Origin of the sequence: Rhizobacter sp., from assembly GCA_021153565.1 — a bacterium.
In the GTDB taxonomy this organism is placed as follows: Bacteria; Pseudomonadota; Gammaproteobacteria; order Burkholderiales; family Burkholderiaceae_C; genus Albitalea.
The window spans coordinates 1-10,807 of sequence record JAJKJU010000134.1; the positions used below are offsets into that span (position 1 = coordinate 1).

Annotated in this window: 10 protein-coding genes and 2 pseudogenes; 6 read left to right on the plus strand and 6 right to left on the minus strand. The window is 59.9% G+C overall.

The window, feature by feature from the left end:
- Together AC30NL_RS08215 and AC30NL_RS08220 are read right to left on the minus strand one after the other, a co-directional pair.
- Window positions 1–396 (minus strand): annotated as a pseudogene (locus tag AC30NL_RS08215) (IS6 family transposase); the annotation flags it as partial.
- 75 nt (window positions 397–471) lie between these two features.
- On the minus strand, window positions 472–1,212 hold the full coding sequence (locus tag AC30NL_RS08220) for a sigma-70 family RNA polymerase sigma factor (protein WP_489463515.1): 741 nt from the start codon (window positions 1,210–1,212) through the stop codon (window positions 472–474).
- 378 nt (window positions 1,213–1,590) lie between these two features.
- Between AC30NL_RS08220 and AC30NL_RS08225 the strand changes: the two genes are divergently transcribed.
- Together AC30NL_RS08225 and AC30NL_RS08230 are read left to right on the plus strand one after the other, a co-directional pair.
- Entirely contained in the window at window positions 1,591–2,145 is a 555-nt protein-coding gene (locus tag AC30NL_RS08225; protein ID WP_489463516.1) for a phasin family protein, read from the plus strand.
- A 17-nt stretch (window positions 2,146–2,162) separates the two neighbouring features.
- Entirely contained in the window at window positions 2,163–2,855 is a 693-nt protein-coding gene (locus tag AC30NL_RS08230) for a hypothetical protein (protein ID WP_489463517.1), read from the plus strand.
- Here the strand turns inward: AC30NL_RS08230 and AC30NL_RS08235 are convergent, their stop codons facing one another.
- Entirely contained in the window at window positions 2,856–3,008 is a 153-nt protein-coding gene (locus AC30NL_RS08235) for a DUF6781 family protein (protein WP_489463518.1), read from the minus strand. It abuts the gene before it with no gap.
- 60 nt (window positions 3,009–3,068) lie between these two features.
- Between AC30NL_RS08235 and AC30NL_RS08240 the strand changes: the two genes are divergently transcribed.
- A complete protein-coding gene (locus tag AC30NL_RS08240; protein WP_489463519.1) occupies window positions 3,069–3,983 on the plus strand; it encodes a glutaminase in 915 nt (304 codons plus the stop codon).
- 52 nt (window positions 3,984–4,035) lie between these two features.
- Here AC30NL_RS08240 and AC30NL_RS08245 read toward each other — a convergent pair whose 3' ends face one another.
- Window positions 4,036–4,950, minus strand: a complete 915-nt coding sequence (locus AC30NL_RS08245; protein ID WP_489463520.1) for a nucleoside hydrolase — start codon at window positions 4,948–4,950, stop codon at window positions 4,036–4,038.
- Between the two features lie 639 nt (window positions 4,951–5,589).
- Between AC30NL_RS08245 and AC30NL_RS08250 the strand changes: the two genes are divergently transcribed.
- The 3 genes and pseudogenes from AC30NL_RS08250 to AC30NL_RS08260 all read left to right on the plus strand — a co-directional run bounded on the left by AC30NL_RS08250 (window position 5,590) and on the right by AC30NL_RS08260 (window position 9,225).
- Window positions 5,590–5,949: a hypothetical protein gene (locus AC30NL_RS08250; protein WP_489463521.1), complete on the plus strand. Its 360-nt coding sequence runs from the start codon at window positions 5,590–5,592 to the stop codon at window positions 5,947–5,949.
- Window positions 5,950–8,605: 2,656 nt separating this feature from the next.
- Window positions 8,606–8,795 (plus strand): annotated as a pseudogene (locus AC30NL_RS08255) (isocitrate/isopropylmalate family dehydrogenase); the annotation flags it as partial.
- Between the two features lie 136 nt (window positions 8,796–8,931).
- Window positions 8,932–9,225, plus strand: a complete 294-nt coding sequence (locus tag AC30NL_RS08260; protein WP_489463522.1) for a GYD domain-containing protein — start codon at window positions 8,932–8,934, stop codon at window positions 9,223–9,225.
- A gap of 51 nt (window positions 9,226–9,276) precedes the next feature.
- Here AC30NL_RS08260 and AC30NL_RS08265 read toward each other — a convergent pair whose 3' ends face one another.
- Window positions 9,277–10,014 carry a Mut7-C RNAse domain-containing protein gene (locus AC30NL_RS08265; RefSeq protein WP_489463523.1) on the minus strand — a complete coding sequence of 246 codons (738 nt, stop codon included), beginning with the start codon at window positions 10,012–10,014 and terminating at the stop codon, window positions 9,277–9,279.
- A 40-nt stretch (window positions 10,015–10,054) separates the two neighbouring features.
- Window positions 10,055–10,534 (minus strand): aminoacyl-tRNA deacylase, encoded by a 480-nt coding sequence (locus AC30NL_RS08270; RefSeq protein WP_489463524.1) that lies wholly within the window; start codon window positions 10,532–10,534, stop codon window positions 10,055–10,057.
- Between the last annotated feature and the right edge of the window lie 273 nt (window positions 10,535–10,807).

Sequence of the window (10,807 nt, forward strand, 5' to 3'; positions counted from 1 at the left end):
TCGATGGCGCGCTCGAAGAATCTGCGCGCTGCGGCCACGTCGCGGTGCGCCGTCAGAAGGAAGTCCACCGTCTGGCCGAGTCGGTCAACGGCCCGGTACAGATACTTCCACTGCCCGCCCACTTGGATGTAGGTTTCATCCACCCTCCAAGAGGAACCGACCGATCGCTTGCGGGCGCGAAACACCGCCGCCAGAACTGGCAGCATCTTCAGCGCCCAACGATGCACCGTGGCATGGTCGACGACCACTCCGCGCTCGGCCATCATCTCCTCGAGATTACGCAAGCTCAATGGGTAAGCCGCGTACCAGCGCACGCATCACTTCCAGCGGGTGGTGCAGCCGCTTTATGACCTTGCGCAGAGTCGATGTTGTGAGCTGAATCGGGAGCGGAACCATCCGATGGAATGAATCCAATCACGTTCGAGATCGTGCTCGAGGGGGCGAGTCACATTGGTCGATCCTCTTCGGACGCTACCAATCGCGCAATCTCAATTTCAGCTTCGCAACGATCTCGGCACTCATTCGCGACACGCGCGACTCGCTGACGCCGAGCACCTCGCCGATGTCGCGCAAGCTCGTGCCATGCTTGTAGATCGACTCGACGACGAAGCGTTCGGCTTCTTCCAGTGCATCGAACGCGGCGTTCAGGGCGATGTGGCGCTGACGCTGCTGCAAGGTGCGCAGCGGATCGGCGTGCTCGTCGATGAGCATGTCTTCGTCGTCATCGGAAGCCCAGAGCGCGGAGTCGTCCGCCCGGTTCTCCAGTTCTTCACCGTCGCTGCGCAGGGCTCCGGCGCCAGCGTCCACCATGCAGCGGTGAAACTTGTCGATCGACCAGCCCAGCTCGTTGGCCACCTCCTTGGCGCGAGGTGCACGGCCAAGCCGATGCTCCAGCCGCTGCACCGCAAGTCGCACCGCGCGCAGGAGGGCGCGGGTGTCGCGGCTGAGAGTGTCAGTGGCTCGCAGCTCATCGAGCATCGCGCCTTCGATTCGTCGTGCTGCGTAGGTCTCGAAACTCGAACCGCGGCCTTCCTCGAAGCGCGACAGGGCTTCGTTCAATCCGATCATTCCGGCCTGCTCCATCTCGTTGAGCCCTACGCTTGCCGGCAGGCGTGCACGTATGCGGTGCGCGATTTGCCGAACCAGCGCCTTGTGGGCGAGAAGGTCGGCGCTGCGCTTGCAACGGGTCGAAGGGGCTTCGATATCACTCATATTCGCAGCTTGCCCCTGCGGCGACCGAGATTCAAGCTGTAAGGTGTCACAGCTTGTCGGTCGCTCATCCAGTCATTTCGCACGGGCTGCGGATCAAGAAGTCGCGGATTGGTTTACAGCATTCGCAGCCATGGCGCTCTTATCGGGAACGCGATTTGCGTGAACCAGGTAAAAACCCTGGGAATGCACTCTGGGAGGCTTCATGCCCGATTGGTCCGCCGCCACGAAGGTGAATGGCACGATGCTGCCGTCACTCGCCAGCCAATTGCTGCAATGCAGCAAATACTTCTTGCTTTGTTCGAAAGTACCTCTAGACTGGAGATATGGTGCAGCGCAGCATGCGAGCCCGCACCGGCCCCCAACACACTGGAGCACTTGATGCAGCTGAACCCCGAGCAATTCACCGCCGCCCAAAAAGCCAACCTGAGCGCCGTCATGGACCTCACCGCCAAGGCCCTTGAAGGCATTGAGCAATTGGCCACGCTGAACCTGAAGGTCTTCAAGACGGGTATTGAAGAAGCTGCTGAAGCAGGGATTGCAGCGCTCTCCGCAAAAGACCCCCAAGCTTTCCTGGCACTTCAGGCCGGTGCGATTCAGCCGGGCGCTGACAGAATCGCCTCTTATGGCCGCCAGGTCTACGGCATCTTCTTGTCCACCAGGGCCGAAGTAGAAAAGGTTGCTGCGGAGCAGGCAACCAGCCTCCAGCAATCGGTGCTCACAGCATTCGAAGCGGCAAGTAAGAATGTCCCCGAAGGTTCGAGCGCCGGCATTGCCTTCTTCAAGTCGGCATTCGCGGGTACGACCAGCGCCTTCGACAGCCTGCAAAAGGCTGCCCGCCAGGCCACCGATGCTGCGGAAGCCAACTACACCGCCGCAACCGAGTCGGTCACCAAGGCCACCCACGCAGCGGCCAGGACCAAGCGCGCCAGCTGATTCCAGACGGGGACGACATGCGCAACGAACTCGCGTTGCGTCTGGCGCCAACCGATGGTTGGGTGGGAACCCTGGAACTCCCGGGTTATCGAGCGGGCAACGTCATCGCAAAGCTCGACGACCTGCCCGAAGTCGACCCCGACCATCTCTACTTCGACTTGCTGCTGCTCGATGCCGGCGGTCACACACAGGACAACCATTCCGGCCCCTGTCACGCGATAGCACGCCAGCAGTCGCTCGATGAGCGCTCGCGCTTCGTACGCGTCGTGGCCGAACTGGTCCGCCATGTTCCCGGCGATGGCTGCGGTCTCACCGCGATCGGGCGGGCCCTGACCCTCATCCGTGAACGCGGCATCGGCGTCGACGGACTCATCGCTGCGACGCAATTGCTTGACGACGCCTGCAGCGAGCGGGCGGTGATCGATAGCCTCAATCACATGCTCGAACTCTCGCTCGGATCGGATGAAGCGCGGCACAGCATGTGCGACGTGGTCGCCGAGCTGGCCCGCAGATCGGGTTTCGGAGAGCTTGACGCCGGCACGACGCTGCACGCGGACTTCGACGCCCGCGTGAACGGCATCAACGACGGCGGCCTTGGCGCGCAAGTCAAGTTCATCGTGCGCACCGTTGGAAAGATGCGGGCTCGCCACTATCTGCGCGGCGTCACTGACTTCGAGATGGTGCCGAAGCCAGAGATGTTCGACGTCTGATCACTTCTTGGGTGAACGGCCACCTCCCGAGATGGATTCGGTGCCAGGCTGCAGAGCCTCGGAGATGCCGATCAGCACGCCGCTGACCAATGCCTCGACCCTGTCCATCATGGCCTGCGCAGCGCGCACGCTGGTGGTTCGGCTGTCCCGCAAGGCGACCCGCAGGCGATCATGCAGAATCGCAGCCCGTCGAAGCGTCTCGAGCCCCAATCAATGGATTACCGCAGTGTTCTGGAAGAGATTCATGCAGCTGTGCTGCCGGTCGTGGGCCGAGGCAGAGTAGCCGACTACATTCCAGAGCTGTCGCGTGTGCCGCCCGATCGCTTCGGCATGGCCGTCGTCACAGTGCGAGGCGAGGTCTACACGGTAGGCGACGCGCTGACGACCTTTTCGATTCAGAGCATATCCAAGCTTTTCTCGCTGGTGATGGCGTTGCAAGCCGAAGGCGACGCGGTGTGGGACCGCGTTGGACGTGAACCCTCCGGGACGCCGTTCAATTCGCTGGTGCAGTTGGAGCACGAGTCGGGCAAACCACGCAACCCGTTCATCAACGCCGGCGCTTTGGTCATCACTGACATCCTGTGTACACGATTCGCAGTGCCAGAGAACGCGCTGGCGGAGTTCATGCAAAAGCTATCGGGCAACCAGGCTGTCCACTATGACCGGCGCGTGGCGCGATCTGAACGTACGCACGCCGATCGCAACGCTGCCATGGCGCACTTCATGAAGAGCTTCGGCAACCTGCGCAATTCGGTGGAACTGGTGCTGGATGCCTATTGCCGCCATTGCGCCATCGAGATGAATTGCGTGGATCTGGCAAGGGCGGTGTCGTTTCTGGCGAATCACGGTCGCATTCCTTCGAGCGGCGAGATGGTGCTGGGAGCGAGCTTGTCCAAGCGATTGAACGCGGTGATGCTGACCTGCGGAACGTATGACGCGGCAGGCGACTTCGCGTTTCGCGTGGGCTTGCCGGCCAAGAGCGGCGTGGGTGGCGGGATCGTGGCAGTGATGCCCAACGAGTGCGGCATCTGCGTGTGGTCTCCATCGCTCGACGAGTCCGGCAATTCTCATGCGGGCACTCTGGCGCTGGAGCTTCTGACGACGCTTACGGGGCGATCGATCTTTTGAGCTGTTGACTATTCAACAGCGACACAGCCGCAGATGCCCTCATGCGTGGGCCTCATGGCAATTGCGCAATTCGCTGTCGAACGAGACTGAGCATTCGGACGCTGTCCACGTCGGTGAACACGACGGCGTTCGCAGGGAACGGTTTGTTCCTGCGGTCGCTTCGCCAGACTGTGGTGTGGCCTTCTGAAGGACCGTTCTGCCAACTCACCGCGACCGAGCATGACTCTCCTGAGAAGAGCGCCGGGTCCAGCAAATAAGCCACCGGGCAGGCATCGTGCAAAAGCGGGTCGCGGTTCGCATACGCGTCCAGCATGGTGCGTGCAGCAGTGCCGCACGTTGAATGCATTTCTTGGAAGGAGGCGATCCACTCGGTGGACATGATTGCCTTCGACGTGACGTCCAGTCCGAAGAGCTTCACTTCGATGCCTGCCTGCATGACGATGTGTGCGGCCAGCGGATCAGCGTAGAAGTTGAATTCGGCGCTGGGCGTGATGTTGCCGGAGCAAAACGCTGCGCCGCCCATGACGAGAAGCGATCGGGCGCGACTCAAAATTCCCGGATGCATGATCTCGGCCATGGCCAGATTTGTGAGCGGGCCCACCGCCACCACTGTGATGCTGCCGGCTGGCGCATCGCGCAAGGTCTGCACAATGAATTGCGTTGCGTGTGCCGGGGCGGGGCTTCGCCGGGTCGGCATCTGCGCGCCTCCCAGGCCGTCCTCGCCGTGAACGCTGTTGCAGCGCGCCTGCGGATATGCCAGCGGACGCGGGCAGCCGCTGTAGACCGGAATGTCTTCTCGCGATGCTGCATCGAGGATGCGGCAGGCGTTCATCGACGTGATGTCTACTGGGCGGTTGCCGGCGACCGCGGTCACGCCAAGAATTTGGAACTCCGGGCTTCCCGCGGCAATGAGGAGTGCCAGCGCGTCGTCGATGCCGGGGTCGCAATCGATGATGAGTGGGATCAACGTGGGGTCCTTGGTTCAAGAGCGATTTGTTGCGAGCATGGCCAGTTGCGAGTCGATCCTCGCGCGGCTCGGTTGCGAGATGGGCGCTCCGTCATGGCCGACAAGGCCGAACAGCCGCGTTGGTACTCTAAATCTAAAGGGCTTCGCGGCATGGACCTGATTGGCTCCTTTGCCCCCGGGCGACACAGCAAGGTCGCGCCGCCCAAGACAGTTTCGCCTGCTCTTGGCGGACGTTCAGTCGGGCGCGCACGGCCTGTGCCCCATTTCTCATCCATGCTGCTTCAAAGTTCATGAAAAGGTCACTCCTTCGCAACAATATCCAGGGGCCGCGGCAGAACAATACAACTGAACAGCGTATCGCGGTAACGAGATAAGCCCTGGATTCCAGAATTTCGGCGACGAAGTCAAGGTCGCCGTGAAACCCCCGGTGGGGGACGTCAGATTCGACTTGCAAAAACACAATATAAGGCAGGAATCCCGAGGGGTACGGGATGAACTCCGAGGAAGAAATTCGATTCGAGTAAAACCACCATTTCATTTCGACGTTGTGAGGACAGAATACGGTACAGACAGCTGCATCGACGTAATAACCAATCTGCGTAAACGCATTTTTTATTTTAAAGTTCAAAGGAACTGCACATGAAAATCGCCAAGTCCAGCATTGCAATGGTGCTCCTGTCGGCTGCCGCCGGCTTCGTCGCCCCTGCCCACGCCACGGCCAACCAAGTTGTTTATCAGGGACCTAATGATGGCCAGATTAAGCGCGGCTTAGGAAACCTGTTTGTAAAAAACGCCACACCGTTCTGCATTGTCTTTTCAGGCGCGGGGAGAAAATTCTCGGTATTACCTCGTACGCAAAGGACGCTTTACATTAAGAGAGATGCCGCGTATGAATACCGTGTTACAAAAGGGTGTGGGGGCTCCGTTCTCAATAAGGGGTGGGCCGATGGCGGAGCATTTAATTGGAACTTCTACGAGGCCCCGTGGATGCCGAGATAGTTCAGTATCGTGAATCCCTTGTTGGCGCTGCTGAGTTTCACGCCCTTCACCTTGATCGATGAAGGGCGTGGGCGTAATGCATTACCGATGCATCCGCCTTCCCACGGCGCCACCTGTCCATCTCCGCAAGAAACTTCTCGCGTCACTTCATGCGCTTCTTCTGCGCAAATTCGTACTTGGCAAAGCTTCAGCCTCTCAGAGGCTGAGAGTATTTCGATCATGCCCGCTCATTACGCCAAAAGACCCCTGCTCGTCGTTGCAAATGCTCGCCATAGCCAAGCTATGGCTGCGCTTTGCGCCTAGATCAGGCGCCTTTTGGCGTGCTGCTCGGCCACGTTCGAAGTACTCTCAGCCTCTCAGGGGGTGCGCCCGCCCAGCCAGGCGAGGATCACGCGGTTCTCGCGGCTCGTCATGCGCTGTACACGCGTGCACGCGAGCTCAATCCGGCTCGCTGGTCACGCCACACGCGAGGCGTGCGTCGTCAAGACGCACTCGCATAAACAGCCGTTGCCTGCATGAATGAGGGGACAAGTAGCTTGACGCGCCGCGCTTCCCGCACGGCACGAACTTGCGGTTCGTGCCGTGCCGGCGCGCCAGGCGCGCTACCGGTTCATCCCCAGACAGCGCCTGCATGGCAATGTCCTTTGCGAGCGTGGCTCACAGCCTGCGAGCACGGGATGAGGTCATACAAACGTCGCCGGACGCGAACAATTGCGAATCCAGCCAGTGTCACCAACCAACGGCCTGCTCCGACCCCTCGTTCACGCTCGCCTCGAGTACACCACCCACCGTGTTCACTCTCGAAAGTGGTATCCCGTATTGATACCACGCCAACTTGGGATATGGCATCACCTTCCATAACTCCACGGGGCGACATCAACCCAGAGATTGGAAAGTCTGTCGTTCGGTACCTGCACTACGCTTATCGCAGCTCTGTTGTAGTCGCAGTCTTTAGAAAAATGGAATTTCAAAGTCGTAAAGACCTTTGCCCGCGTGTCGGGAAGGAGGATCCAGTCGGCTGGACCGTGCCTTCGCATGACCCAATCAGGATAGTATGAAGCCCAGGGGCCCATCCCATCGACCCACAGGCAGCCCCTGTACACGCCGGCCGGCATCCGAAACATGATCTGCTTGGTGGGCGGCTTCGGGGTGACGGTGATCAACACCGCCGACGAGCTTGTGGCTGCAAGTAACAATGTAATTCCAGCCAATATGGCATGAAGATGTTTGCGCATAAGTTCCGTCCTGTTCATTTCATGTGAAGAAGGTCTTGAGATAACAATTGCAGCGTATTAGACTGATTTTGTTTCGTCGCCTCCGTAGTAACCGAGGTCGAAATATTCACCCGGCCTTCCATTGGTGTCTTGACGCATTCGTGATGAATGCATCCCCGGGCGGCTTCTCTGTGAAGGATCTTGAATCCGTGGCGTCGATGTCCGGTTATCGATTTCCGGAGCCTCAATGCGATCGTCCGACTTGATGCCAATGCGCCCGAGGATCAGGCGCCTTCCGTGGTCGATGAGTCGCCCGGCACGGTTGAACGAGTTCCTGCGTCACGGTGTTCAGCCACCGGCGCTGGCCTCGGCGCACGTGATTCGCAGCGATTGAGGCAAGGATTGGCCGTTCAGTGTCGCAGCCCAGAAACATGGCTTGAACGTATCCCCCTGCATTTGGAGTGTCAACGTGAATGCAGGTTTCTCAGAATGCAAGCGCAGCGTGACAAGGATCTGTCAACTTGAAAGATGCCGATTGTGACGTCACCGCATAGGACACCCGCTGTCTTGAAGCTATTGGGGATGGGACGGTCAAAAGGTCTGTGTTGCGTCAATCCGTTCGCATTGAGGTATCGAAGTGCGCATGCAGCGCGGGAAGAGACTTCGATACCTCAGTCCGAACGGGGGCCGGGGTAGGGTGGCAAGCAATGTCTTGAAGCTATTGGGGATGCGACGGTAAAAAGGTCTGTGTTGCGTCAATCCGTTCGCACTGAGGTATCGAAGTGCGCATGCAGTGCGGGAAGAGGCTCACGATACCTCAGCCCGAACGGGGGCCGGGGTAGGGTGGCAAGCAATGTCATGAAGCTATTGGGGATACGGCGGTTAAAAGGTCTATGTTGCGTCAACCCGTTCGAACTGAGGTATCGAAGTCCGCATGCAGCGCGGGAAGAGCCTTCGATACCTCAGCCCGAACGGGGGCCGGGGTAGGGGTGGCAAGCACTGTCTTGAAGCTATTTGGGATACGGCGGTCAAAAGGTCTGAGTCGCGTCAATCCGTTCGCACTGAGGTATCGAAGTGCGCATGCAGTGCGGGAAGAGGCTTCGATACCTCAGCCCGAACGGGGTCGGGGTAGGGGGGCAAGCAATGTCTTGAAGCTACTGGGGATGCAATGGTCAAAAGGTCTGTGTTGCGTCAACCCGTTCGCGCTGAGGTATCGAAGTGCGCATGCAATGCGGGAAGAGGCTTCGATACCTCGGCCCGAACGGGGGTAGGGGTAGGGTGGCAAGCAATGCCGCAGTGTCGCAAAGCGGGGTGCCGGCACTGACCTGGGCGTTGAGGTGCCGGCCTTCCCGGCCTTCACCTGGGCGTTCTGACAGATCGCAACGCCGTGGGCAGGGGACGCTCCCCGAGTGCCTATCATCGGTTGGTCATTCTTTCGGACGGCCAACCTCATGAAGGCACTGACAGGCCTCTTCCTGGAGACGGGGCAGGAGCTCTATGAGCAGAGATACAAGGCTCGACTCTGTGATCATCGATGCCTGCGCGATGAAGCTCGTGCTCAACCCCTGGCAGTTCGGCATGCTGGTGACGACCAACCTGTTCGGCGACATCTTGTCCGACCTGGTGGCTGGTGAGCCGAATCGTCAACGGGTGAGGGTGGAGCGATCTGAGAGGTCTTGTTGCCCGATCGAGCTTGTCTTCGCGAGACTGCGAACTACTCTTGAAGAGCTTGGGGTCGCCGGCCCCATTTTCCGAGGAGGTTTCGACTATGGCTACTTACATTGTTCTGAGCACCTTTACCGATCAAGGAATCAAGTCTGTCAAGCAAACCACCAAGCGTGCCGACGCTGCGAAATCTGCCGCCAAGGAAGTGGGCGTGAATTTGCGCGAAGTCCTCTGGACGCAAGGGCAGTACGACGTTGTGGCGATCGTTGAAGCACCGGACGAAGCCTCGGTGGCGGCATTCGGATTGAGCCTTGCGGGTGCGGGCAACATCAAGTCGCAAACACTGAGGGCATTCACCAAGGATGAAATGGAGAAGATCCTGGCAAAGGTCCACTGATATTTTTGTCTGGGTGGCGGCACGTTGTGCCGCTTGCCGAGGGGAGGGGGCTTACGCGAACAGGTCGTCCACCATCGTGCGCATGCGCTGCCAGTGCGAACCTTCCCAAAACACGCGACGGCATACATCGCAAGTGCTGAAGCGCTCGTAGCTCTCGCGCACTCTGGGCGGCAGCGTCGGCTCGATCAGCGCCTTGGCAATGGGGTGCAGGGGCTCATTGCAGCTCATGCACAGCGTGAAAGGCCGCGCGCTGCGCACCAGGTCGAGCCGGTCGAATACCTCGCGCAACTGCTGCGCTGATTGCAAGGCGCGCACGTAACACCCGTGGGTCACGCCTCGGCGCTTGAGCAGATCACGATCGCGTGTCAGCACGATGCGGCCCTGCTCGCCGGCGATGCGCTCGATCTCGTCATCGCGGAAGTGGTTGTCGTACAAGGTGTCGAAGCCGGTCATGCGCAGCAGGTGCGCCAGCCCGCCCAGATGCGCATCGGCAACGAAGCGGGTCACCCGCAAAGGCTGCTCGCGAACGCGCAGCAGCGGGGTCACGTCCAGGGCTTCGAACTTCGGGTACACGGCGACCCGATCACCGTCGTGCAGCAATACGCTGAAGTCAACCGACTCGCCGTTGAGCAAGATGAGTTCGACCTCGGTGTGCGGTACGCCCAGCGCCTCGATCATGTGCTTGGTGGTCGCGGCGCGGGCGCAGCGACAGGCAAATTCATGACCCCGCCGATCGGGCGCCAGAAAGGCGTTCAGCTCCTCATAGAACCGGAATGTCGCTGTGACCATCGCTTGGGAACGCGAGGAAAAAGCGACTTCCCCGCGGCTTTCAATGCACCGGTGACTGGCAGAAGTGCCCGTGCGGCTGGGCGCGCATCAGCTCATGAAACTGCTCGCGCGACATCTGCAGCAGGCGCTCATGATCGCCAGCTTCCATGAAAACGACCTCGTTGGCTTCGAGGTCGTCATCGACCACAGTCTGAATGCCCCAGGCCATGCCGATTGGTGGAATCGCGCCACGATGGCAGTCGTCGAACAACGCCGCAATTCGGGCTTCGTCGGCGAGCTTCAAGTGGTGGCGGCCGAGCATGTGAGCGAACTCGTTCACGACCACGTTCTTGTCGGACGGAATGACGGCCATCACGCAGCCGCTGTCGTCTTCCAGGATGACCGATTTGGCAAGTTGGCTCGGTGGTATGTGGGCGGTGCGGGCGGTTTCCGCGCTGCTGCGGCTGTGTTCATGCAGGCGGACTTCGTAACGCGCGCCGCGCTGGTCGAGGTAGCTGGAGAGGTGGGAAGGGATGGACATGAAAGCCTCCTTGACCGGTGGTGCGGATCTGGGACGAACACCGTTTGGCGTGGGTCGGGCAAAGCCGCTTCGGCAGTTTGCTCCGTAGTCAGCAGAATCGCCAGTGCGGCAATATTCACCGCGGTGCCGGTGTGCCTGCTCGTGGCTTGCCTTCAGGCCTCAGAGGCTGAGAGGCTGAGAGGCTGAGAGGCTGAGAGGCTGAGAGGCTGAGAGGCTGAGAGTATTTCGATCATGCCCGCTCATCACGCCAAAAGACCCCTGCTCGTCGTTGCA

Bases quoted from the DNA above. Each gene is read 5' to 3' on its own strand.
- AC30NL_RS08220 (WP_489463515.1), bottom strand. From the start codon at position 1,212: ATGAGTGATATCGAAGCCCCTTCGACCCGTTGCAAGCGCAGCGCCGAC.
- AC30NL_RS08265 (WP_489463523.1), bottom strand. From the start codon at position 10,014: ATGGTCACAGCGACATTCCGGTTCTATGAGGAGCTGAACGCCTTTCTG.
- AC30NL_RS08225 (WP_489463516.1), top strand. From the start codon at position 1,591: ATGCAGCTGAACCCCGAGCAATTCACCGCCGCCCAAAAAGCCAACCTG.
- AC30NL_RS08270 (WP_489463524.1), bottom strand. From the start codon at position 10,534: ATGTCCATCCCTTCCCACCTCTCCAGCTACCTCGACCAGCGCGGCGCG.
- AC30NL_RS08260 (WP_489463522.1), top strand. From the start codon at position 8,932: ATGGCTACTTACATTGTTCTGAGCACCTTTACCGATCAAGGAATCAAG.
- AC30NL_RS08240 (WP_489463519.1), top strand. From the start codon at position 3,069: ATGGATTACCGCAGTGTTCTGGAAGAGATTCATGCAGCTGTGCTGCCG.
- AC30NL_RS08230 (WP_489463517.1), top strand. From the start codon at position 2,163: ATGCGCAACGAACTCGCGTTGCGTCTGGCGCCAACCGATGGTTGGGTG.
- AC30NL_RS08250 (WP_489463521.1), top strand. From the start codon at position 5,590: ATGAAAATCGCCAAGTCCAGCATTGCAATGGTGCTCCTGTCGGCTGCC.